This window comes from Marinomonas sp. SBI8L (assembly GCF_001624705.1).
Taxonomy (GTDB): domain Bacteria; phylum Pseudomonadota; class Gammaproteobacteria; order Pseudomonadales; family Marinomonadaceae; genus Marinomonas.
In genome coordinates this window covers 1-22,133 of the sequence record NZ_JSEO01000006.1, presented here as the reverse complement: position 1 = coordinate 22,133, position 22,133 = coordinate 1, and the positions used below count along the sequence as shown (strand labels likewise).

Annotated in this window: 25 protein-coding genes; 18 read left to right on the top strand and 7 right to left on the bottom strand. The window is 38.2% G+C overall.

Features of this window, described 5'->3' with window-relative positions; all coding sequences use genetic code 11:
* The first annotated feature begins 100 nt into the window (after window positions 1-100).
* The 8 genes from OA91_RS10300 to OA91_RS10265 all read left to right on the top strand — a co-directional run bounded on the left by OA91_RS10300 (window position 101) and on the right by OA91_RS10265 (window position 6,121).
* A complete protein-coding gene (locus OA91_RS10300) occupies window positions 101-1,759 on the top strand; it encodes a methyl-accepting chemotaxis protein (protein ID WP_063338150.1) in 1,659 nt (552 codons plus the stop codon).
* A gap of 84 nt (window positions 1,760-1,843) precedes the next feature.
* Complete coding sequence (locus OA91_RS10295; RefSeq protein WP_063338149.1) at window positions 1,844-2,404, top strand: dienelactone hydrolase family protein; 561 nt, start codon at window positions 1,844-1,846, stop codon at window positions 2,402-2,404.
* A gap of 353 nt (window positions 2,405-2,757) precedes the next feature.
* Complete coding sequence (locus OA91_RS10290) at window positions 2,758-3,063, top strand: hypothetical protein (RefSeq protein WP_157203821.1); 306 nt, start codon at window positions 2,758-2,760, stop codon at window positions 3,061-3,063.
* Between the two features lie 193 nt (window positions 3,064-3,256).
* Window positions 3,257-3,652 carry a cupin domain-containing protein gene (locus OA91_RS10285; protein ID WP_046018450.1) on the top strand — a complete coding sequence of 132 codons (396 nt, stop codon included), beginning with the start codon at window positions 3,257-3,259 and terminating at the stop codon, window positions 3,650-3,652.
* A gap of 617 nt (window positions 3,653-4,269) precedes the next feature.
* The gene (locus OA91_RS10280; RefSeq protein WP_063338147.1) at window positions 4,270-4,482 is read left to right on the top strand and encodes a hypothetical protein; all 213 of its coding nucleotides are present in this window, start codon (window positions 4,270-4,272) and stop codon (window positions 4,480-4,482) included.
* 32 nt (window positions 4,483-4,514) lie between these two features.
* Window positions 4,515-4,817 carry a DUF1330 domain-containing protein gene (locus OA91_RS10275; protein ID WP_063338146.1) on the top strand — a complete coding sequence of 101 codons (303 nt, stop codon included), beginning with the start codon at window positions 4,515-4,517 and terminating at the stop codon, window positions 4,815-4,817.
* A 20-nt stretch (window positions 4,818-4,837) separates the two neighbouring features.
* Window positions 4,838-5,170 carry a MerR family transcriptional regulator gene (locus OA91_RS10270; protein ID WP_063338145.1) on the top strand — a complete coding sequence of 111 codons (333 nt, stop codon included), beginning with the start codon at window positions 4,838-4,840 and terminating at the stop codon, window positions 5,168-5,170.
* Between the two features lie 225 nt (window positions 5,171-5,395).
* Window positions 5,396-6,121 (top strand): glycoside hydrolase family 25 protein, encoded by a 726-nt coding sequence (locus OA91_RS10265; RefSeq protein WP_063338144.1) that lies wholly within the window; start codon window positions 5,396-5,398, stop codon window positions 6,119-6,121.
* Window positions 6,122-6,258: 137 nt separating this feature from the next.
* Here OA91_RS10265 and OA91_RS10260 read toward each other — a convergent pair whose 3' ends face one another.
* Together OA91_RS10260 and OA91_RS10250 are read right to left on the bottom strand one after the other, a co-directional pair.
* A complete protein-coding gene (locus tag OA91_RS10260; protein WP_063338143.1) occupies window positions 6,259-7,905 on the bottom strand; it encodes a methyl-accepting chemotaxis protein in 1,647 nt (548 codons plus the stop codon).
* A 535-nt stretch (window positions 7,906-8,440) separates the two neighbouring features.
* Entirely contained in the window at window positions 8,441-10,051 is a 1,611-nt protein-coding gene (locus OA91_RS10250; protein WP_063338141.1) for an ABC-F family ATPase, read from the bottom strand.
* Between the two features lie 527 nt (window positions 10,052-10,578).
* Here OA91_RS10250 and OA91_RS10245 point away from each other — a divergent pair.
* Entirely contained in the window at window positions 10,579-11,250 is a 672-nt protein-coding gene (locus OA91_RS10245) for a response regulator transcription factor (protein ID WP_046015040.1), read from the top strand.
* Window positions 11,247-12,527, top strand: a complete 1,281-nt coding sequence (locus tag OA91_RS10240; protein ID WP_063338140.1) for a sensor histidine kinase — start codon at window positions 11,247-11,249, stop codon at window positions 12,525-12,527. Before OA91_RS10245 ends, OA91_RS10240 begins: the two co-directional genes overlap by 4 nt.
* A gap of 92 nt (window positions 12,528-12,619) precedes the next feature.
* Here the strand turns inward: OA91_RS10240 and OA91_RS10235 are convergent, their stop codons facing one another.
* Window positions 12,620-13,594, bottom strand: coding sequence for a DUF2860 family protein (locus OA91_RS10235; protein WP_046015042.1), 975 nt, complete (start codon window positions 13,592-13,594; stop codon window positions 12,620-12,622).
* Between the two features lie 310 nt (window positions 13,595-13,904).
* Between OA91_RS10235 and OA91_RS10230 the strand changes: the two genes are divergently transcribed.
* On the top strand, window positions 13,905-14,315 hold the full coding sequence (locus OA91_RS10230; RefSeq protein ID WP_063338139.1) for a VF530 family DNA-binding protein: 411 nt from the start codon (window positions 13,905-13,907) through the stop codon (window positions 14,313-14,315).
* Window positions 14,316-14,352: 37 nt separating this feature from the next.
* Here OA91_RS10230 and OA91_RS10225 read toward each other — a convergent pair whose 3' ends face one another.
* Both OA91_RS10225 and OA91_RS10220 read right to left on the bottom strand, forming a co-directional pair.
* The gene (locus OA91_RS10225) at window positions 14,353-14,700 is read right to left on the bottom strand and encodes a plastocyanin/azurin family copper-binding protein (protein WP_063338138.1); all 348 of its coding nucleotides are present in this window, start codon (window positions 14,698-14,700) and stop codon (window positions 14,353-14,355) included.
* The gene (locus tag OA91_RS10220; protein ID WP_063338137.1) at window positions 14,700-15,227 is read right to left on the bottom strand and encodes a DUF4142 domain-containing protein; all 528 of its coding nucleotides are present in this window, start codon (window positions 15,225-15,227) and stop codon (window positions 14,700-14,702) included. Before OA91_RS10220 ends, OA91_RS10225 begins: the two co-directional genes overlap by 1 nt.
* A 180-nt stretch (window positions 15,228-15,407) precedes the next feature.
* Here OA91_RS10220 and OA91_RS10215 point away from each other — a divergent pair, with 180 nt between their 5' ends.
* Window positions 15,408-16,352 carry an AraC family transcriptional regulator gene (locus OA91_RS10215; RefSeq protein WP_063338136.1) on the top strand — a complete coding sequence of 315 codons (945 nt, stop codon included), beginning with the start codon at window positions 15,408-15,410 and terminating at the stop codon, window positions 16,350-16,352.
* A gap of 159 nt (window positions 16,353-16,511) precedes the next feature.
* Here OA91_RS10215 and OA91_RS10210 read toward each other — a convergent pair whose 3' ends face one another.
* Window positions 16,512-17,714, bottom strand: coding sequence for a linear amide C-N hydrolase (locus OA91_RS10210; RefSeq protein ID WP_063338135.1), 1,203 nt, complete (start codon window positions 17,712-17,714; stop codon window positions 16,512-16,514).
* A 266-nt stretch (window positions 17,715-17,980) separates the two neighbouring features.
* Between OA91_RS10210 and OA91_RS10205 the strand changes: the two genes are divergently transcribed.
* From OA91_RS10205 to OA91_RS10185, 5 genes are all read left to right on the top strand, one after another.
* Window positions 17,981-18,850 (top strand): RluA family pseudouridine synthase, encoded by an 870-nt coding sequence (locus OA91_RS10205; RefSeq protein ID WP_063338134.1) that lies wholly within the window; start codon window positions 17,981-17,983, stop codon window positions 18,848-18,850.
* 175 nt (window positions 18,851-19,025) lie between these two features.
* Window positions 19,026-19,610, top strand: coding sequence for an NAD(P)H-dependent oxidoreductase (locus OA91_RS10200; RefSeq protein WP_063338133.1), 585 nt, complete (start codon window positions 19,026-19,028; stop codon window positions 19,608-19,610).
* A gap of 264 nt (window positions 19,611-19,874) precedes the next feature.
* Window positions 19,875-20,207, top strand: coding sequence for an ArsR/SmtB family transcription factor (locus OA91_RS10195; RefSeq protein WP_231870347.1), 333 nt, complete (start codon window positions 19,875-19,877; stop codon window positions 20,205-20,207).
* 3 nt (window positions 20,208-20,210) lie between these two features.
* Window positions 20,211-20,630: an SRPBCC family protein gene (locus tag OA91_RS10190; RefSeq protein WP_063338132.1), complete on the top strand. Its 420-nt coding sequence runs from the start codon at window positions 20,211-20,213 to the stop codon at window positions 20,628-20,630.
* Window positions 20,631-20,672: 42 nt separating this feature from the next.
* Complete coding sequence (locus OA91_RS10185; RefSeq protein WP_063338131.1) at window positions 20,673-21,059, top strand: DUF1761 domain-containing protein; 387 nt, start codon at window positions 20,673-20,675, stop codon at window positions 21,057-21,059.
* Window positions 21,060-21,171: 112 nt separating this feature from the next.
* Here OA91_RS10185 and OA91_RS10180 read toward each other — a convergent pair whose 3' ends face one another.
* The gene (locus OA91_RS10180; protein WP_331709778.1) at window positions 21,172-21,366 is read right to left on the bottom strand and encodes a DUF6435 family protein; all 195 of its coding nucleotides are present in this window, start codon (window positions 21,364-21,366) and stop codon (window positions 21,172-21,174) included.
* A gap of 507 nt (window positions 21,367-21,873) precedes the next feature.
* On the opposite strand from OA91_RS10180, the gene OA91_RS10175 reads away from it, so the two are divergent.
* Window positions 21,874-22,133 (top strand): IS110 family transposase (locus OA91_RS10175; protein ID WP_157203820.1); only part of this gene is annotated, 260 nt, incomplete at its 3' end.

Sequence of the window (22,133 nt, the reverse complement as noted above, 5' to 3'; positions counted from 1 at the left end):
TGGCTTTTTAATACTCTTAACTGACAGAATAGCTAATATTTATTAGCTAAAATTATTAGTTTATATAAGATCAATAGTCTACGGATAACTAAGGTCGATTATGTTTAATTCAATTTCTATTTCACGCTCATTGCAAATTACGTTTTTGGTTTTATTTTTGTCTATTGTTGCTTTGGGGGCTTATACCTCGGGTGCAATCAATCAAGTCAAAAACCAATTTACGAATGTCGTTGAAAGAAACATTACCTTGCTTTCAACTGTTTCTGATTTGCGTTATTACACAGTAACTTATAGACGTTTTGCACTGGACTACGGCTTGACTGAAGAAAAAGCCGAGCATATGAAAATTCTCCAAACCATAGCTGAAAATGAAGCTGCGGTAGACAATGCATTAAAAGACATGATGGGACTAGCAGTAGACCCTTATGTGCATGAATATGTCGAAGAATATAGAGATTTAATAAATAGCTATAAGAAGCAGCAAGAGAATTACATACGTTTAATGGATGAAGGTATGGTAATGGAAGCAAGAGAGTCCATGTTAGGACCTATGCTAGCGCCATTTAATGAAATAGTAGATCTTCTAAGTGATATGCAACTTTATATTGCTGACGATGCCTTTGAAATTCAGCAACAAGAAACGCAGAACCTAGATGATGCCACGAATGTTATATTAATCATTTCTGGTGTCGTGCTTATTTTAGTCTTAGTGCTAGCGAGAAGCATCATCCGTAAAGTGACTCAGCCTTTGAATGTGTTAAACAAACAAATGGAGCAAGTTGAAAAAGGTGATTTAAGCCAGCAACTTGATCTTTCAATCTTTAAAGCGGATGAGTTAGGCCACGCAGCTCAAGCTTTTGTTGCCATGCAGAATGGCTTGATCAATTTGGTTGAAAGTCTTTGCATTAGTGTTGACCAATCAAAGCAAACTTCTATCGAGCTAACGGGTCAGGTGCAAACCACCTTGTCTGGTGTAAAACAACAGGACAATGAAATTTCTACCGTTGTTGTTTCTGTAGAGCAGATTCGCAATAGTGTCGTCGAAGTTGAAGATAATATTTCTCATGCTGCCAATAAGGCAAAAGAGTCTTATGAAGTTGCTACAAATAGCCAAAGCATAGTGCTAGAAAGTGTTGAAGAGTCCAATAGTATGGCCACTTCGATTGCTAAAGCCGCTGATGTTATTGAAGCTTTAAGACTGGATACAGAAAATATCACGAAAATATCAGAAGTGATTATGTCTATTGCGGACCAAACTAACTTGTTAGCTTTAAATGCTGCAATCGAAGCCGCTAGAGCGGGTGAAGCAGGGCGTGGTTTTGCGGTAGTAGCTGATGAAGTAAGACAATTAGCGCAAAAGACCCAGTCTTCAATTGATGAGATCAACACAACGATTTCTTCCTTGCAGGGCCGTTCTTTAGAGGCGGTAAATACCATGACACTCAGTCGTGATCAGGTAAGTCGAGGTGTCGATAAGATTAACACTGTTGCTGAATCTATTAATGACATCATGCAAGCATGTGCTGAAATCTCAGATATGAATGGCACAATCTTAGGTGCAACTCAGCAGCAAAACCTAGCCATAGAAAATTTGTTTAATTCATTTACTGGGATCAAAGGTGCGTCTAAAGAAATCTCTGATAACGCGCATGCGATGGATCATAGCTCCCACAACTTGGATAAAAACAATAACCAACTTGGCGATGTGATGGCTTTCTTTAAACGACCTGTTAAGGTGAATGAAGAAGAGTCAGATTAGGTTTATTGAGTAGAACTTTCTTAAGCTCGGTAACCCTTGGTTATCGAGCTTTTTTGTTGGTAATAAGCAATAGCAGGAGGCAAGATGAAATACTTAATTTTAACGGATATTTTTGGATTAACGCCTTGGACAGATTCACTAAAAAACAAACTTGAAGACCTAGGACATCAAGTTCTAGTGCTAGATCCATTCCAAGGTGAGTACCTCAATCTTGCAGATGAAACCGCTGCTTATGCTGCATTCTGTGAAGCCTCAAGCCATGATGGCTATTATCAAAGCGCTTTGACCTTAGCCAAAACACATTTACCCGATACTTTAATTGGCTTTAGTGCCGGTGCAAGTGCAGCTTGGCGTATTGCCAGCAACAAGGGGTTAAACTTCAAGAGCATACATTGCTTTTACCCGTCACAAATTCGTTATTACCATGATTTAAGCCCTAAATACCCTTGTCAGCTTATCCTGCCTAACTATGAAGGAAGCTTTGATGTGGCCGCAATGGGAGAGTATTTACAGGGTAGAACCAATCTTGAGATAGAGATGAGTCAGTATGGACATGGCTTTATGAACCCATTATCCGTTCACTATAATGAAAAAGCGGAGAAGTTAGTTTTGAGGCAGCTGCTTTCTATAGCTTCACACCAATGAGAAATTATTTTTCATGTGTTATCACTTTCACTCTTAGATATCTAATTATTAGTTGCGTTTTCTTTGCTCCACTTTTAAGCCGAGTTTGATAGCAAACTTGGCTTACTCTTTTCCAAATATTGAATGCTAATTCGATACCTTTTACTCCTTCCAAAATCAAAAATGACAGATCTTGTGAATTTTTAAGAGATTATGGCTAAAATCAAAAAATTACATTAAACTTGTTTTTTGTTACATATAGTTACTTAAGTTAATGAAAGTTCAAAATGTGAGGGTGTATGAATATTCAAATGACACTTATCAGGAAGATAATTTATATAACAACGACTTGTGTAAAATTCCTGCTGTTGATTTTGAGTGTTTCATTTGTGCCTGTTTATGCCAATCAGCTCACATTTGATCCGAGTGAAAAGGTTCATGGTTTGTGGCAAGTATCAGGTACAAAATACTGTGTTTATGATTGTGGCGCCTCTCACCCTGACTACGACCCCGGTATTGGTTGCATTTTAAGCTTTAACTCAAGTTATGCAGACAACGGCGAAGATAATTGTACAGATGTAAACTATTTGGTTCGCTATATAGACAGAGACGCTTGGAAAATGAAGACATTGCCAGTGGCGAAATCATCAAACTCGCTGAAAAACATATTCCAACTGTGACCCTGCATTGCGGAGTGCGAAATGAAAGGTGGGATAAGTTTGGGACTTGGATTACTTTTTTAGACAATAATACTATCCTTTTAAGTTATAAGGGATATGCGATACAGGCAAAGCGTATTTAGTACTGACAGAATGTTTTATACGGAATTAAGTAAAAATGGGTTATAGCCATCTGCAAAAATTAGGGTTTGGCATGGTGCTCGCGCTGCTGACTTTCAATACCTTGGTTGCTCAAGATATTGACGAATTAAAAGTTGAAGTGCTAGCTAAAACAACACAAAGCTGGAACCAAGATACTCTTCCAGCCTACGGAGAAGGACAACCTGAAGTGACAATTCTACGTATTATTATTCCTGCAGGAATGCAATTACCTTTACATAAACACCCAGTAATTAATGCAGGGGTTTTGCTAAAAGGTGAACTAACCGTCATTACAGAGGGCAAAGATAAACTCTATATGAAAGCGGGTGACTCTATTGTCGAGCTAGTAAACAAATGGCATTACGGTAAAAATGAAGGTAAAGAGGCAGCAGAAATTATTGTGTTTTATGCTGGTAATAAAGATAAGGCTATTACCTTAACTCACTGATGCTTTATTCAAAAAACTGTCTAGTCTGACAAATTTTAATGCAGCTACTGACTTGTATGCTTTCTTTGTTTTTATGATAACTCCTTTGTTTTTTTGATAGTCCCTTTGTTTATCTGATAGCTACATAGTCTCTTCTATGGTTGGAAATGCTCATTTTTTATTTCAATACTATTTATCTATGTAAGTCCTTTCTTAAGTATTGATTCTTTTAATAATGTCCCCATAAATCTAGAGAGCCTGCGAATAAGTCCACCCGCCTCAGCGTGTGGATAAAAGCCGCTAGATTTATGGCGAGGTGCGTAACTTAATAGTTATTCTATTGATAAGGTCCTCAACATAGAGATAGGTCTTTTAGACCACGCCCTTCGGGTCTTTGAAGAATACCTAAACGGCATTTCAGAAAAAGTAACACCCTGTGTTGTCACTTCTCGAAAGGTACCTACATTACGTCAAAGTAACGCCTTGTGTGATACTTTTTCCTATATACCTTAGAAGAGCAGACTAAGAAGAGGTGACTTAATCGCAGGTTCCCTAGTCACACTAGCGAGTGCTAATCGTTCTTTTTTTAGCCGTGAGACAAGCTAGTCATTATTAGCTGACATGAAGAAAACAGCCTTATGAATAAAATAGATTTTTCCCCTGTAAATAAAGAAACCAGTAATTCCTTCCATAAACAGAAAAACCTGATAAAAAAAGTATTGGCTGGCAAAAGTGTTGCCTGTGAAGTATGCAAACAACCTCTTTTTTTAGTCCCTAAAAACAAAGAGGGACAGGCTTATATCCAATGTAAGAAAGCATGTACGCATATTGAGCTTGAAGTCGAAAATTAGCCCTGATTAAAAAATGAACTTGGAGTAGTTAGATGTCACACGAAATATTAGTTGCTTTAAATGTCTCTAATGACGAGGTTTATCAGTCTTATCGGGATGCAATGGCGCCAATATTAAACCAATATGGTGGTCGATTCTGTTATGACTTTAAGGTCTCAGATGTATTAAAAGCAGAGCAAAATGAAGAGGTTAATCGTGTTTTTACCTTAAATTTTCCTTCGGCAGAAAATAAAGAGGGTTTCTTTAATGATCCAGCGTATTTATTGGTTAAAAATGACTATTTTGATAAGTCTGTAGCGAGTGTGCATATTTTAGCCGCTTATGATCAAGCATGATGTAAAAGGGTCTGCGCTCAATGTATATCGGTGAAGCATCAAAATTAACGGGGTTAAGTGTTAAAGCAATTCGTTTATACGAAGAAAAAGGCTTGATTAGAGTACCTGCTCGCTCAGGCAGTTATCGTATTTACTCTAAAGCTGATATTGAAATCCTAAACTTGATTGCTGAATCAAAACGTTTAGGTGTCACACTTGCGAGCTTGAAAAATGTAATCGTCTATAACGAAAATGGCGTCGATTGGCATCGTATTAAACTTTTTTTGCAAGAGGTTAAGGCAAAACTTATCGCCGAACGAAAGTTGATTGATGATCGTATACATTTAGTTGAAAACTGTATCAGAGAAATCTAATGCAAAGATAACTCTGATTTATTCTCATCAAGCGGGTGAATCAACTTGCTCTATTATCCCTATTTCTAATTATGCTAATTCAATACAAAAACATCTAGATTTATGATGCACTCAACTAAATAACAGACCCCTAAAGTTTTTAATTCCGTATTTTCCCCATATTTTTACAAGTGTTGTCATCTCATTATTCATACATTAAGTCTTTAATTTTTGAATGAGAATGGTATGAAAACGCATCACTTAGTTGCTTTAAATGTATTCGCCTTAGTCGCTCTAATTGTTGTTTCTTGGCTAAATTTGAGACCGTCGTTGCCAGGTTCTGATGTTACTAGAGGTTTTGATGTGTCCCATTATCAAGGAACAATTCAATGGAATAATATTAATCGATCTGAGTATGATTTCTCGATAGCAAAAGCAACCGGAGGCACAGGATTTATTGATCCAGACTTTAGTGCGAATTGGAATGGCATGAAAGAACGGGAGATGATTAGAGGGGCTTATCATTATTTTTATCCGAATGAGAGTGCACAGCAACAAGCTCAAAACTATTTAAATACAGTTAAGGGGTTACAAGAACGTGACTTACCGCCAATTATTGACATCGAAGTTTCGAATGGACTTGATGCAAAAACAATTGTTCAAGGTTTGCTGACTTGGTTAGAGGAGGTTGAAAAAGCAACTCAACGTCGTCCTATGATTTACTCTGATTTGAATTTTGCACAAACTTATCTCACTGATGAAAGCTTAAGTGCTTATCCCCTTTGGATTGCTGACTATAGCAATGAAGTGGGGGAGTTGCCTAAACCTTGGCAAGCTTCAGGCTGGCAAATATGGCAATACACGGATTCTGGAAGTATTTCAGGTATTGAAGGGGGTGTTGATCAAGATAAATTTCATGGGAATAAGAAAGCCCTAAAGGCATTTATTAAGAGCACAGTACTTTCAAAGTAAAAGGTCAGAAGAGAAAGTCAAAAGTTAAAAGTGTTCGCTCTATCGTAATCTTTAAGGCAAAAATAAAGGAGGTAAAGCTTGGCTTTATCTCCTTTGTTTTTTATGGCTCTGGGCTCTCATTCAAAGTGTGAGAATCACTATTTATTCAATTTGAATGTTGAAATAACTTCTTTCGCCTTGTCCGCAAAACTCACTAAATCTTCACAATGGTGCATGTTAGACTGATTCTGAGACGTGGCAGTTTGCGATAGAGAGGCAACTCTTTCATTCATATCACTTAATTGCTCGATAGAATGGCTTTGAGATGCGACCGAGGTAGAAATCAAATCACCAGCTTTTGAAATATCATCGACAGAGGTAATAATGCTGTACAAAGCTTCAGCCGTTGACGAGATCTCATCTGCTGCCAGCTTAAATTTTTCATGGCCTGAAGTTATACGAGATTCTGCTTCACTTGCGCCTTGTTGCAGTTTATTTATCATGGCTTGGATTTCTTCAGTTGAAGACTGCGTTCTACTTGCTAGTCCACGTACTTCATCAGCGACCACAGCAAACCCTCGACCATGCTCACCTGCACGTGCAGCCTCGATAGCGGCGTTTAGGGCGAGCAAGTTTGTTTGTTCGGCAATACCGCTAATAACATCAAGTACCGCGCCAATGTTTTGCGATTCGCTTTCAAGTTGCACAACAGACTTTACGCTTATTTCCAATTCATCAGATAACTGCTGAGTGGTTTTCATGGTACTTTCGATTGAGCTACGACTTTCCTGAGCTTTACCTTTTGCGTCATTAGCAAGCGATAAAGAGGCAGAAGTGTGCTGTTTAACATCGGTTTCCGTTTCTTTAATTTGTCCTATCATGTCACTAATATCTTGGAAAACCTTTGCTCTTTCTTCAGCAACGCTTAATGCGTTTTGAGCACTCTGTTTAAGATCACAGCTTTTATCATCTACTTTCACAAATAGGCTAGTTGCATGGGTGAGTGTTTCTGATAGGCGTTTGGTGAAACGGTTGTAAGCCCTTGCGATAGAGGTGATTTGATCATTGCCATCCTCTGGTAAGCTTATGGTTAAATCACCATCTCCATCTGCGATACCTATCATGGTGTTTTCGATCTGAGTTAACGGAGACACAATAGATTTTAAGATGAAGTAAGACAGGATTAGCGTTGCAATAACGAGTATCAGACAAACCAAAACAAAGAATTTAGCGGCATCATAAAATTGAGCATCTAGGTCATCTAAATATACGCCAGAGCCTACAATCCATCCCCAGCTGTCAAAACCTTTAACATAGGCAACTTTAGGGACGGCCTCATCACTTCCTGGTTTAGGCCAAACATATTCAATAAAGCCTTCACCTTGTGTTTTGACGATTTGGCCAATATCGAAGAAGATACGCTTGCCATTGGCATCTGTGGTTTCTGATAAATTCTTGCCAATTAAGTCAGGCACAATAGGGTGCATTATGATGGATACTGAATAATCTTGCATGAAGAAGTACTCAACACCACTATAGCGCATATCGTGGATGGTACTTTTTGCTAATTTTTGGGCCTCTTCTTTTGATAACTCTCCTGATTCAGCTAAGCCGTGAAAATATTTAATCACATCATGGGCAACTTCAACAACATTTTGAGTCTTTAAAAACCTTTCATGCTGCATGCCTTCTTTGTTGGATTTCAGGGCTAAAAATAGAATTAATAGAATGCTTAGAAACACGCAGGTAAGCAGTCCAATAAGACGTGCTTTAATCGAAATTAATCGAAGGCTGTTGAAATTCATACTCTTTCCTAGGGGTCTTCTGGATAGGTTTTAATCATCTTTAACTTTAGATGTATCTTGATAAGATTCTTCTAATATTGGAGGAATAATAAAATCTAAGGGCCTTGATTCAAGATGAAATATGTAACCTTCGTTAACTTATATTAATGCCTAATAATCAAAGTAACGTCATAAAAATAAATTTATAACTATGCAAGTTATTGAAATATATGAATTAAATTTATGTATAAATTCTGCTTATTATAAGGCTTTTGTCAGTGTAAAGTTTGTTTGCATAGATGAAAACTCCACATTCTCTGAACCAGAAAAGAAAGCCGTTAAAATAAATTATGAGTTGAAAGGGGATGGTTATTTAAGAAAAGCATGGAATTGAATTACTTTTTTCTTTTAGAAACTCTTTTTAGATATTTAAATTGATTATGTATAATATTCTTTGTGCGTATATGAATCGTGCTTTTAGAAAAAGCAATGTTTAAAGAAAGCTTACTTTAATAAATAAGCTTTCTTATAAATAATAGGAAGGTTTCCTATTCTGTTATGCGGTTTTTTTTGCTTCTTCTAATTCTTTATTCGCCATATACTCATCAAATGTTCCGTGGAAGTTTATGAGTTTTTGATCTTGTACATCAATAATTCGAGTCGCAAGAGAAGAGACAAATTCTCTATCATGGCTTACGAATATTAATGTGCCTTGGTAGTCCTTAAGGGCATTGTTTAGAGCATCAATAGCTTCTATATCCATATGGTTTGTTGGCTCATCCATAATCATGACATTGATGTCCATCATCATTAATTTACCAAACAAAAGACGGTTCTTTTCCCCACCTGAGCAATTACGCGCTTTTTTGTTGATATCATCATCTGTAAAGAGTAAACGACCTAATAAGCCACGAACCATAAGGTCATTGTGCTTGATGGTACGCCACTGTGACATCCAATCAAAGAGATTTAAGTCGTTATCAAAATCTGCGCTACTATCTTGCGGGCAATAGCCAATAGAGGCATTTTCTGACCACTTGATAGCCCCTTCATTATGCTCAAGTTCATTAACTAAGCAGCGAAGTAGTGTTGATTTACCTACACCGTTTTCACCAATGACAGCAAGTTTAGCCCCAGCTTCAAGAATGAGGTCTCCGCCTTTAAATAAGGTTTCTCCATCAAAGCCATGGCCTAACTCTTCTAGAATAAGCGCTTGGCGATGCATTTTCTTACCTTCCTCAAAGCTTAATGACGGCGTCATACGACTAGATGATTTCACCTCGTCTAGCTTTATTTTATCTAGCTTTTTGGCACGAGAGCTCGCTTGTTTTGCTTTAGAAGCATTGGCTCCAAAACGGTTAACAAAGCCTTGTAGCTCTTCAATTTCAGCGCTTTTCTTTGCATTACCTGCTAGTAATTGCTCTTGTATTAATGCAGAGGCTTCAAGGTAATATTCGTAATTGCCAGGGTAAATACGCAGCTCACCATAATCTATATCGGCCATATGGGTGCAGACAGTGTTTAAGAAATGTCTATCATGGGAAATGATAATCATGGTGCATTTACGTTTATTAAGCTCTTTGCCTAACCAGTTAATAGTATGGATGTCTAAGTTGTTAGTCGGTTCATCCAACAATAAAATATCAGGGTTTGAGAAAAGGGCCTGGGCAAGTAACACCCTTAGTTTTCTACCCGGAGCAACTTGTTGCATAGAGCCGAAGTGAAACTCTTCTTCAATACCTGCCTCGATGAGTATTTCACCTGCGCGGCTTTCAGCGGTATAACCATCTAATTCAGCAAACTCACTTTCTAATTCACCTACTTTCATACCATCTTCTTCACTCATTTCTGGTAGTGAATAGATGCGTTCCCTTTCTTGTTTGATTTGCCAGAGCTGAGCGTCACCCATGATAACAGTATCGATTACGCTGTACTGTTCAAATGCAAATTGATCCTGGCTCAAAGTACCCAGTTTCTGACCCGGTGTGATTGACACATTCCCCGACGTTGGCGTTAGTTCGCCACTTAATATCTTCATAAAGGTAGATTTACCGCAGCCATTTGCGCCAATTAACCCATAACGATTGCCGTTGCCAAACTTGGCAGAGATGTTTTCAAAAAGAGGCTCAGGGCCAAATTGCATTGTGATGTTTGCGGTAGATATCAAGGGAATATTCCAGCTGAAAAAGCGGTTAAAGCCATGGCTGCATTAAGGCAATTAGGCTTACTAATAAGAAAATGAGCCGCGAATTATACAGGCTTTAAGGTAAATATCTTGTTCTTTATATTGATAGTTTCATTATATTTTTGCTTTCAATTCACCATCAATTCACTCAGCGCCCGTTATAAATAAAGAAATTGCATTGAGGTGTGTATGTTAAAACGTTTGATAAGCGCAAAAGAGACGGTGATATTTTGCCTGTTTATGCTGGTTTCAGTCGGTTTTATGGCATTTTCAGAATTTTTTTGGTTTGCGTGTAGCTCCCAGTTTTATTACCTAGATAGCCCAGTATTATGGTTTTTGCTCTGCTTTTAATATTATAAGATGCTAATGTTTGGAGCAGTCCTGAGCGATATCTAGGATGAATGGCGCGTATCCAAGGCTAGGTTAATTAGAAAACATTGCATTCTTTGCCTTAAATTAAAGGAAGAGTGCACCATCAAAAGCCAGTCTAGGAGGCTAGTTTAAACTTTATGATAGATGTTCTTTTGGTAGAAGATGACAAAGATCTTGCTTTATCTGTTGCCGATTATCTTAGTTTTGAAAAAATCCATTGTGACCATGCCTATAATGGCGAAACGGGTTTAAACCTTGCCAAACAAAAAAATTATGATGTGATCCTTTTAGATATTAATTTGCCTCGAATTAATGGCTTAACCGTTTGTCATAATTTACGTAGTGAAGGTAAAGATACACCTATTCTCATGTTAACTGCCAAAGATACCCTAGATGATAAAGAAGCAGGTTTTGAAGCGGGTACAGATGATTATTTGGTTAAGCCTTTTGCAATGAAAGAGCTTGCCATGCGGATTAAAGCCTTAGCGAAACGCAAAAGTAGCCAGTCGCGAAAACTCTTTGTTGAAGATTTAGAATATGACTTAGAAGCAAGTCAGGTTACGCGTGCCGGTGAAGCGATTAATCTTACTCGAATCAATTTAAAACTGCTTGAACTCCTATTAAGGAAAAGACCAGAGATAGTCAGCCGTAAAGAAATTGAAGAGACCCTATGGCCAGATGAGACACCAGAGAGTAACAACCTTAAAGTGCAGTTTTATCAACTAAGGCAAAAAATTGATAAGGGTCATGCGGTAAAAATTATTGAAACTGTGGCTGGCCATGGCTTTCGTATTAAAGGTGGTAAATGAAATTCAGCAAAAGCTCTCCTTTAAAAAATAGAATTAGCTATTTTTTCCTCAGTATTATTTTTATCAGTGTTATCGCTTTCGCTTGGTTTATGGATGAATCGTTCGGCTCGGGCCTTGAGAAATCAGCCAAATTGAGGCTTATCTCAGAATATAACGGATACGCCAGAGAATATGAGAAAGACACAAGTACACCTTTCAAAAATAGTTATGTCATTAGTTTTTACTTTGATGAACTGCCTGATATTTGGGTGGAAAACATTCAAGTATTTGATGGCTTTAAATTAAATGATGGTGAATTTGAGGCGGTATTTGTCAACGAACTTTTATTAGAAAGCGAAAATTTTGAGCCAATTTATGTGGTTTATACCAATAAATTGCATGATGGACGACAGCTTTACGTGGTGGCTCTTTATGACTTTGCTTTAGTTGGGGATGATTTTGATGCACTGCAAGTGAGTCAGATAAGCTTTGTATTAAGTGTCGTTTTCTCCTATTTAATTCTGACGATTTTAGCCCTTTGGTACTACAGCAATATTATTGGTAAAAAAACCTCTCATCTTGTGTCATGGGCGGAAGAGACATCCAATAACTTTGTCGAAAAAGACATACCTAATTTTAAGTTTAATGAATTCAATCGTGTGGCAGATTGTTTGGTGAGCTCACTTAAAAATAACGCTAGATTGATAGATCAAGAGAAGCGTTTTTTGGCTCACGCTAGCCATGAGTTAAGAACACCAATTGCTATCATTAAAGCCAACTTAGAAATTTTTGAAAAAATTGAAGTCAGTGACCCTGCCAAAAGACCCTTAATGCGTTTAGAAAGGGCGAGTGCGAACATGCAGCTGATTACAGAAACCTTGCTTTGGTTAGCAAGGCAAAGTGAGTGTAAGCCAACAGAATCATGGGTCGATTTCCCTCACTTGCTTACTCAGCTTATTGATGAGCAGAAATATTTGATTCAAGGCGAAGATGTACAGGTAATTACCGAGTTTGACGAAGTAGATAGCCAGCTTGTGCCTTTATCTCCCTTGATGATAGTGCTCAATAACTTGATTAGAAATGCCTTCCAATATACTCACAATGGCTGGATAAAAATTAGCTTTAAAGATAATCGTATCCTCATTGAAAACTATGATACGGATAAAGTTGATGAGCCATCGGTAGATGGTTTTGGCTTGGGTTTAGAGCTTACCCAGCGAATTTGTAAAAAACTTGATTGGAAACTTGGTATTCATTTCCAAGAGAAGGGCGTGTTAGCAACACTTTATCTTCCTTAGACTCTTTATCAATATAAAAATAGTAAGAGGGTGTGGGGAAGGTCACCCTCTACTAATTTCAATCTCAGTAACTTGTTTGATAAGTGACCGGATTAAAATGCGTAGCTTGTGCCAACGCCAATCATGTAACCACTTTCATTATAGAAATCGATATTCGAATCGACTTCATCATAGCTAACCATCACTCTTAGTTCTAAATTCTGGTTACCCATTAGGTTTTCTTTGCTATAGCCAAGGCTAATGCTAGAACTGGTATCTTCTTGGGTTTGATTAAAAATAGGGTTAGTTTTGTCATACTCAGCACTAGAGTAGTCATACCCTAAAGACACAGCATGTTCGCCAAACTTGTTTAATAACATTAAGCCAAATCCATAGGCTGTGTAAGACATGGCATCACCATCTGCCGAAAACTGATCAAGATGGATAGATGGCATAAGAAAAGTGGTTTGGCTAATAGGTAGGCCAGTTGAAAGGCTGGCATAAATACCATCACCATCACGCTTTAATAGTGATTGTGCGCTTGTTGAGTAAGTAGAGCCAGAGAGTTCGTTATCAACATCTGTCTCGTAGTAGACAAGGTCTGCATCTATGCCAATGTTAAGCATGTTTAGGTATTGCAGACGATAACCATTGGTTGTGACATCTGTTTCAGTTCTTGCTGTATTTACTAGGTAAGGGTCTGCCCAGGCTTCACCATCAAGAACGGGTAATAAATAAGAAAACATCAATGCAGACTGGTCAGCCAATTGAAAGCCGTAACCAAGCTCTAGCGCTGCATCAACCGCATCAGATTCACCCATGCCTAAGAATACTTTTTGTGTTCCAAAGGTGTAGCTCACTTCGCCTAATGGCAAAACTAACGCATCAGACTCAGAGCTGCCTTCGGTATTTAAGCTGCCTGTCTTGGTTTTAGTTTCGGTATCAAGATTGCTTTTGCCACTGCTAAATCCAGCAAAAAGGCTAACAGAGCCACTGAAGCCTTGCTGCTCAAACGGGTCATCACCTGGGCCTGCATAAGCGAGGCTAGTAAGGGGGAGACAGACTAGGGGGATAAGATAGTTTTTCATTTTTCACCTTTAGGTTAGTTTTAAACCAGAGTTTGATGGCTCAAGGGTGAATTAGGGGTGAATTAGAAAGTTGATAATTGACAAAAAGTTGGGTGAATACTGACAAAATTAAGATGGTGACAGATAAGCATAAAAACCTTATAAAATAGCTGTTTTTCAGATATTTATAAATAATTGAGTTAATGTCAGATTAAGGAAAAGATACTTGTTACAATAGCCAAATACATAAGGTGAATGCCTCTATTTAAGTCAGGTTTTACTTAAGTAAGGCTCAAGCGTCTTAATAACTTTTTTGGTAATTGGAACACACATGATTGAAGAACAACAAAACAACCCATTACATGGCCTCAAATTGAAAACCATGATAACCGAGCTGGTGGACTTTTATGGCTGGGATGTTTTAGATGCGGCTTTGCGTCTAGATTGTTTTTACCACAATCCGAGCATTGAATCCTGTCATAAATTCTTAAAAAAGACAGAATGGGCCAGCGAAAAAGTAGAAAACTTTTACCTCTATAAATTTAAGCGAATGCCAAAAGCAAGTGCTTATCAATATGAGCTAAAGCCCAGAGAACGTGGCTTTGCTGACGGTGTACTACCAAAAGAGCCTTTACCTCTTACAGTCGAATTAGTCGAAGAAATGCGAGAGACCGCAGCGGCTAATTATGAGGCTAAGAAAAAACGTGGTCGTATACAAAATTATAAACGTAATGAGAGATAGCTAACTTAAGCTTTGCATTGAGAACTCCTTACCAAACTTAATTGGTAAGGAGTCGAACACTGGCTTTCATTGTTGGATGATAGAGGCAATAGTAGGCTAGGTCTGCTTCAGTATGAAAAGAAACTGATTTACTTTCTCCTGCTAAAATTTCCCCCGTATCCCAGCTCTTATCTAACGCTGTGGCAGTGTGAGGAACGATATCTTTATTTGTCCAAACAATTGAATCACCAACTTCTATATCAACTACATCAGGTACAAACTTGAACTGATAAATTTCAACCTGATGGACTGTTCCTGCATGTGAGATGGAAGTGGTAAGTGAAGCGAACATAATCCATACGCATGTTGATAGCATGGTGACTTGTCTTGTTAAACGACTTAACATCAAAGTGCTCCAACCATATGCTCTGCATGCCCCTCATGTGCTTTAAAAATTTGTAAACCTGCTTCAAATAATGCTTTCACCTCTGCATTTTCAATATTAGGTATAAAAGCATTCTCGACTAAGTCATTAACTGCTTTATGGTAGGCCAGCTCATTTGCAGCATAGCGTTTATCAAACTCAATGCCACGAAGTTGGCTCATCTCATTAATGAGCTTTTCAGCGTTTTTGTTTAATGCTCTACTTAAAAAGTTATCTTGAGGCTGTGCTTTTAGTTTTTTGAGCAAGGCTAATGCTTGTTCATTGACTGCGGTATGGTCTCGAATCATAGTTTTTGCAAAAGCATGAATCTCAGGGTTCGTTGATATTGCCAGTGCAAGGTGTGCATAACGAATATCAATATTGTCAGCGATGTATGCAACGTGTGCAATTTCTAAATCATTTAAATCTGCTGGGTCGTTAGCTATTGCTTGACTCGTATTTAAAGCAAAAATCATCGCAAAAAAGAAAGGTGTATATTTAATTTTCATCTTCAATTCCTCAAATATTATTTAATTTATGGTTTATAGAGAAAAACCAATAACTTAATTTAAGTGGAATTATGAAAATTATTAATGATCAAAAAAGCTTAAAAATTGATCATTAGTACATTAATAAGTTTTTTTAGGCTCTATGCTGTTATCGTAAAGCTAGTTACTAAGGAGACTTGCATGGACATTTTGAGCGATATCTTATCTCAGTTGAAATTAAGCGGAACGTTATATTTCCGCACCTCTTTTACTTCGCCGTGGAGTGTAAAAGTACCCTCATTCGATGATGTGTCGCGTTTCCATTTTGCACACAGAGGGCGCTGCTTGGTAAGAATTAATCACGATGAGGACCCTGTGTTACTCGATCAAGGTGATTTGATTTTGATCACAAGAGGGGCTTCTCATACCTTGTTTTGTGATCCATCGACTGAAAACCAAGCAGTACAGTTAGATAAAGTCATTGCTGATTCTGGATTTACTGGAAAAGGGGCACTCGTTTACGGTGAGCAAGGTACAAATCACGAAACACAATTAATATGTGGTCACTTTGCTTTCGACAAAGATGCCAAACATCCTTTGATCGACGCTTTACCATCTTATATTCATGTTAAAAACTATGGTGAAGCAGCCGGTAACTGGATGGAAAGTACCCTTAAGGTGATTGGTGCTGAAGCAGGGCAGGATAATATGGGAAGTGATCTGATTGCTTTGAAAATGTCTGAGATCATATATACCCAATTGATACGGAATTACCTCGAATCGAACAGCCATGCAGGGACTGCTCTTGCTGGCTTTTCAGATCCAGCTATTAGAAAAGTGCTGCAAGCCATTCATCAAACACCACAACATTCATGGGCATTAGTTGAATTATCGAGTATTGCGGGGCTTTCTAGAACAGCGTTACTAAACCGTTTTATTAACTACCTTGGTGTTAGCCCAAACGCCTATATTACACAGTGGCGTATGCAGCTAGCACAACAGCGTTTATTGGAAGCAAACACCAGCATGATTGATGTTGCTGAAAGCGTGGGATATCAATCTGAAGCGGCATTTGGACGGGTATTTAAAAAACATTTTTCGATTGCTCCAGCAGCTTATAGACGATTAAAAAAATTGGAGAACTAAGAAGACTACTTTCCTCACTTTGTCAGCAATCCATCTGTATTAGCAAATGAATGAGGAGTGCGAGTAAGAGGCTTTTAGCTTTTGAATAGAATTGTTAAAAATGTGAAATCGATCCAGTTGAACTAGATCGATTTGCTATCTATTAGCTGCTTGTAACGATTATTTTATTGTTGCTTTAACTAAATCAGTAATAGGAATTACTTTTTTATCCACTGGAAGTGGATAATGGGTTTTATCAAGGGCATATAGTCCTTCGTTCTTGGCTAATTCGTTTAAATCTATGCTATAGACACTGGGTGATTGATACATACGAATGTTAAAAATTCGATTGGTCAAATCGCATGCGGTAATCCATTGCGGGTAATCACTAATCGGCTCACTTTTTCCTGTTTCAGGTTCTAGAGACTCACGGCTAGTACCTTTGGGAATATCAACCGTGTTGAGTATATGAAAAGCGAGATTTGTCGCTTCAATGCCGTCAGCAACTGGATAAGCATAGTTTGTCATCATTGAGGCTCGCACAAAGCGGTCAATCGGTGTTGAACTTCCAGGTAATCCATTAAACCCTGATCCCTGACCTATCAACTGATTAGAAAAATTATTGCCTTGAAGGCCTAAATTAACAGGGTTAATAAAGGCGTAGTTTTTAAGCACATTTTCTTGTTGCCATGCGATGACAGGGTCATTCGTTAAAACACCAATCGGTTTCATATCAGAAATGTGTAATTTCCCATCAACAAATTCAAGCACTATGCTATTTCCTTTGGCATCTTGAACAGGAAAATGGAATTTAAAAGCGGGGTTTATCTCGTCAAAAGGGTCAATGACGATTAATTTATCTTTTGCCGCGTTTTGAGAAGCCAGTGTCAGAGTCGAACTGGGCGCTAGGGTGAGCTCATCAACCGTTAAGCCATCAATGACATCTTGACAGTCTTGGCAGTTAGAGAGAATCCAAGTGGAAAGAAACGGGTAATAAATCGCATTTTTTCCATCTGGTTTACCATCAAATTTGGGTACAGCTTGGTATTGGCTAAGGGCAAGTACCATGGTGCCTGTCGTAAGACCTTCGGTATTCATACCGTTTGCTGCCACTATGTCACTATGAAAAGCATTCATTGCCATAAAACCGTATTTACCTTGCCAAGCATGCATGTTTTCAGGCGCTGGAATTTCATTAAGGCTTTTTAGTTTTAAACCTTCTTGAGCTTTCAATGCCGTTAGCTCATTTTCGCTTAAGCATTGATCATATTCATAATGAGGTGAGCGGAAAAACAACTCTGAATTAAGTTCAATACCTAATTCCATTGAGCGTCCAATGATAATATCGCCGTTATTAGCCTTGATTGAAAAGTCAGTACACATGATGAATTCCTTTTATCTTGAGTTTATTTGAGGTTTGAGTGATATATAGATTTAAGCCAGTCAAACCAAGATAGATTCTCATACTATTAAGCGTTATTACACCTAATAACAGACGCATTGATTTTATAAATAAGCCGTGTGAGCGACTGACAAGTAGTAGAAGGAGCCACAATGTTATAAATCATGTTTTTCATTGTCTTTGATGTTAAGATGCGCCCGCATTTTTCCCCTGTTTACTTATACATCTCTATTAGGAATTAGATAAGTTGGAAGCTTTCGAACGTCATATTAAAGTCGATAATTCAGAATCGAGCATTCTTTCTTTGCTCAGTGATAGTTGCGATTTATCTGCTGCTGAAATTAAAAGCGCTATTGCTAAAGGGGCTTTATGGATAGGGCGTGGTAAGCAGGTTCAGCGATTAAGGCGAGTTAAAAAACCATTAAAAGCCAGCGAAGAATTACACTTTTATTATAACCCTAAAGTGTTAGATCAAATCGTGCCTGAAGCTAAGCTGGTGGCTGATTTAGAAAGCTATAGTGTTTGGTACAAGCCCTATGGCATGTTATCTCAAGGTTCAAAGTGGAGTGATCACACCACCATTAGTCGCTGGGCTCAAACGCACTTAACGCCCGAAAGACCTGTTTTTATCGTACACAGGCTTGATAGAGCGGCGACAGGTTTAATTATTATCGCCCATACGAAAGCGGCAGCTCGCGCATTATCAGGCATGTTTGAGCAGCACGCATTAGAAAAGCACTATCAAATTATTGTTCATGGCAATCACACTGAGCATGATCAACCAGAAGTTATTACACAAGAAATTGATGGAAAAAGTGCTAAAAGTGCCTTTAATTGTTTAGAACATGATAGAGATGCAAACCTTTCTCTTATCGATGTGAAAATTGATTCGGGTAGAAAACATCAGATTAGATTACATGCTGCAGGCATAGGTTTACCTGTTGTGGCTGATAGGCTTCATGGCGATAAAAACCAACAATATGCTGATGACCTAAATCTTCAACTGTGTGCAGTGACGCTAGATTTTACCTGTCCATTAACGGGCGAGACACGCTCTTTTAAACTTGATGAAACACTAAGACCTAACCTCAAGGCAGTGGCGGCTAAACTCGCATAGCGCTTCTTAATAGCAGTTTGACTAGTACTTTAAATAGAACTTTAAATAACACTTAAAAAAGCATTTAGGCATCGAGCTCTTTTTTAGATTTTCAAAGACTCACTTGTAACCCTTGACTCTCCCCCTAGGGGAAGACTTTACACTCTTATTTTTCATTCAATAAGAGACGCTAACTATGTCAAATGTTCTGATTTTAAATGGCAATCCAAAACCCTCACAAAAGCAAAAAAGTTTAAGTCACTCGCTTGCCGATACCTATGAAATTGAAGCAAGGGAAATTGCTCAGGTACGTCGTTTCAACTTAGCGGACATGGTGTTTAATCCAAGTCTAGAGCAAGGATATGATGAAATTCAGCCATTAGAGCCTTGTTTAGTTGAGTTTCAAGAGTCACTTATGTGGGCTGACCATATTGTCATTGTGTCTTCCACTTGGTGGGGTGGACTTCCGGCGAAAATGAAAGGCCTTATCGATAGAGCATTTATCCCAGGTGTGACCTTTAAATTTGAAGGGGATGACCCAAATCCTGTGCAACTCATGAAGGGTAAAACGGCCCGTATTCTATTAACCATGGATATGCCTGATGAATTTGTAGAAGATCAAGCCGCGCCTGTTTTAGGACAATTAAACAAATATACACTGGAGTTTTGTGGTGTATCGCCGGTGAAAACGAGTTTATTTGGTTCTGTTATCATGTCTGATGATTCTCAGAAAGCGCAATGGTTGGCGCAAGTAAGCCATCTAGGAAAGAAACTTATCTAAACTCATTTCTTTAAAGTCGTAGGTTAATTTAAGCGCTAACCTACGACTTTATCTTTCTTTTTTCTATTACATCCAGCCTTATCTAAGCATTATTTTTCAAGCTAACTTAATGATGTTTATACACATTTCTAATTGATAGATTTTATATTAAACCTTTTGGTTGAATATAAAATATTTAAGCTTATACTTCTTTTAACGCTTGCTTCTATTCTTGAGCAATCAAATGCAAAACACAGCAACAAAATATTAAATGAGATAGACCCTTTGCCAAATTTGAAAAGTGACCCGTTAGATTTAGTTTTTATGGCACTCGCCGATGCAAGTCGACGCAAGATAGTGCATTTACTGACATCAGGTGAAATGCCGGTTTCAGACATAGCAGCAGAATTTGATGTCTCTCTTCAGGCCGTTTCTAAACACATCAAAATGCTAGAGAAGGCCAAGATAGTTCAAAGGAAAGTGGAAGGACGAACCCACTACCTGTCTTTAGTGCCTGAGCAGCTAGCCGGAGCCTTGGATTGGATCAGTATCTATCGAAACTTTTGGCAGAATAGGATGAATACCTTAGCCAACTTAATTGAAACCCCAGAGGAGTAAACAATGTATAGCTTAACAATTTCACAGGAATTTAATGCGCCAATTGACGCCTTGTTTAATGCTTGGACTAAACCTGAAGTGATTAGCCAATGGTTTGCGCCAGGCGCTATGACAGTGCCGGAAGCAAAAGTGGATTTCAAAGTGGGTGGTAGTTACCGTTTTGTCATGCAAAACCAAGAGGGTGAGCAATTTGTTGTGGGTGGTGAATACACGGAAATAGCGCAGCCTGACAAGCTAGTATTCAGCTGGCAGTGGGAATCAAGCCCGCATGCCACTATGGTTACTGTGTTATTTACGTCGGTTTCAGAGAACAAATCCAAGCTTGAATTGATTCACAGCGAATTCCAAGAGCAAGATGCTTGCGATAAGCACAATGAAGGTTGGTTGGGTTGCTTAGCCAATTTACCCCGCGCTTTGGTCTAAAATTGGCTTTTATGCTTTGCAATCATTTAAAGGAGTGATGTCATGGGTGAATTGATCGATGGTGTAAATTGGTTAGCCGTTATCCTAGGTTTCTTTTTATCTTTTTTGTTGGGTTGGCTTTGGTTTAGCCCTAAGTTATTCGGCAAAAAATGGGCGCTTGGAGTGGGTGTCGAAATGAATGAAGACACCAAACCAGCGCCTTTAAGTATGGCGCTTCAAGCCAGTGGAACCTTTATGCTGGCATGGTTAGTTGGTATAACCGCTGTGTCTAATGCCTTATTGACTATTTTACTCATCATGTTCGCCTTTATTTGCTTGCAAGCAGCTAACGGTTTGTTCTGCCAAAAAAGCAAATATGCCATCTTGGTAGAAGCAGGCTATATCTTCACTATGACCCTTATCATGATAGTGTGCCAAGGTGTTTTCTGAGTAACCACTTTTTTGATTAAACGAGTCTAACAACAACCAGTTGCTTATTAACCTAGGCAGCTGGTTGTTGTTAAAAATTATAGAAGTAGGTCTAGCTAGAGCAAGCCACCTATTATTTTGGGGTTGAAGTTTCTATTACTTCCATTTCTTTTTTTATCATCTCAGCGTCATTCGTTAACTCAGCATAAGCCCTTATATCCCCATTCCTTTGGGCTAAAAAGGCTTCCTCTAGTTTTAGGTCATAGTCTTTATTTAGCTTTTTCAGCGTGTCACGTTTAAAGAGTGAGAACATATCAATAGCCTTCATGTGAATTAATCTTGTTCCATTAATACGTTAGCTTGCCTGTTTTGGTTCTCTTACTGGCCAAATAAAGAGTTTAGGCTCAAAATACGTGTGAAATAAACTTTCGCTAGACCACGCAACATCTTACTTATCAGTTGCTTTTACCAATAATGGAAAGGATTTCAGACTAGCAAATAGGTAACTCTTAACAATTTGCTTTAGCGTTATTGCTATCAATAATATGGCACGCTTTATCATTGTGTCTGATTTACAAAAATGTAAAATCAATGAGTTACGAGATGAGTCAAAATAACCATACCCGAAAAATAATTTTAGGAATCTAGATAACGTGTATGCGCGTTTAGCCAGGAAGGTTTTCAGTTAATAAGTAGCCTTTCTTCAAAATAATTAATAAGATGTGACGTTTTGAGTGCGGTAGATAAGTCGGACAAATCGAGCGTGGGCATTATTAAAATAATGAAATGGACACCCCTTCTATACTGAGTTAGTTCTTCAGTTTAGGAGGTTAATATGGAATGTATTCAAGTAGCAGGTATTGATCTTGCTAAATCGATATTTCAAGTGTGCGCCATTAATAGCGCTGGCAAACCAATTTTGAATCGATCATTTAGGCGTAATCAGTTACTTAAATTTTTTAGTAACCTAACGCCCTGTTTAATTGGTATGGAAGCTTGCGGTAGTGCGCATTATTGGGCTAGAGAACTTCAAAAATTAGGTCATGAAGTTAAGTTGATGCCACCACAATATGTAAAGCCTTACGTTAAAACGAA

Coding starts and splice junctions, on each gene's coding strand:
- OA91_RS10300 (WP_063338150.1), top strand. CDS start 101: ATGTTTAATTCAATTTCTATTTCACGCTCATTGCAAATTACGTTTTTG.
- OA91_RS10295 (WP_063338149.1), top strand. CDS start 1,844: ATGAAATACTTAATTTTAACGGATATTTTTGGATTAACGCCTTGGACA.
- OA91_RS10285 (WP_046018450.1), top strand. CDS start 3,257: ATGGTGCTCGCGCTGCTGACTTTCAATACCTTGGTTGCTCAAGATATT.
- OA91_RS10280 (WP_063338147.1), top strand. CDS start 4,270: ATGAATAAAATAGATTTTTCCCCTGTAAATAAAGAAACCAGTAATTCC.
- OA91_RS10275 (WP_063338146.1), top strand. CDS start 4,515: ATGTCACACGAAATATTAGTTGCTTTAAATGTCTCTAATGACGAGGTT.
- OA91_RS10270 (WP_063338145.1), top strand. CDS start 4,838: ATGTATATCGGTGAAGCATCAAAATTAACGGGGTTAAGTGTTAAAGCA.
- OA91_RS10265 (WP_063338144.1), top strand. CDS start 5,396: ATGAAAACGCATCACTTAGTTGCTTTAAATGTATTCGCCTTAGTCGCT.
- OA91_RS10260 (WP_063338143.1), bottom strand. CDS start 7,905: ATGAATTTCAACAGCCTTCGATTAATTTCGATTAAAGCACGTCTTATT.
- OA91_RS10245 (WP_046015040.1), top strand. CDS start 10,579: ATGATAGATGTTCTTTTGGTAGAAGATGACAAAGATCTTGCTTTATCT.
- OA91_RS10240 (WP_063338140.1), top strand. CDS start 11,247: ATGAAATTCAGCAAAAGCTCTCCTTTAAAAAATAGAATTAGCTATTTT.
- OA91_RS10235 (WP_046015042.1), bottom strand. CDS start 13,594: ATGAAAAACTATCTTATCCCCCTAGTCTGTCTCCCCCTTACTAGCCTC.
- OA91_RS10230 (WP_063338139.1), top strand. CDS start 13,905: ATGATTGAAGAACAACAAAACAACCCATTACATGGCCTCAAATTGAAA.
- OA91_RS10225 (WP_063338138.1), bottom strand. CDS start 14,700: ATGTTAAGTCGTTTAACAAGACAAGTCACCATGCTATCAACATGCGTA.
- OA91_RS10220 (WP_063338137.1), bottom strand. CDS start 15,227: ATGAAAATTAAATATACACCTTTCTTTTTTGCGATGATTTTTGCTTTA.
- OA91_RS10215 (WP_063338136.1), top strand. CDS start 15,408: ATGGACATTTTGAGCGATATCTTATCTCAGTTGAAATTAAGCGGAACG.
- OA91_RS10210 (WP_063338135.1), bottom strand. CDS start 17,714: ATGTGTACTGACTTTTCAATCAAGGCTAATAACGGCGATATTATCATT.
- OA91_RS10200 (WP_063338133.1), top strand. CDS start 19,026: ATGTCAAATGTTCTGATTTTAAATGGCAATCCAAAACCCTCACAAAAG.
- OA91_RS10190 (WP_063338132.1), top strand. CDS start 20,211: ATGTATAGCTTAACAATTTCACAGGAATTTAATGCGCCAATTGACGCC.
- OA91_RS10185 (WP_063338131.1), top strand. CDS start 20,673: ATGGGTGAATTGATCGATGGTGTAAATTGGTTAGCCGTTATCCTAGGT.
- OA91_RS10180 (WP_331709778.1), bottom strand. CDS start 21,366: ATGAAGGCTATTGATATGTTCTCACTCTTTAAACGTGACACGCTGAAA.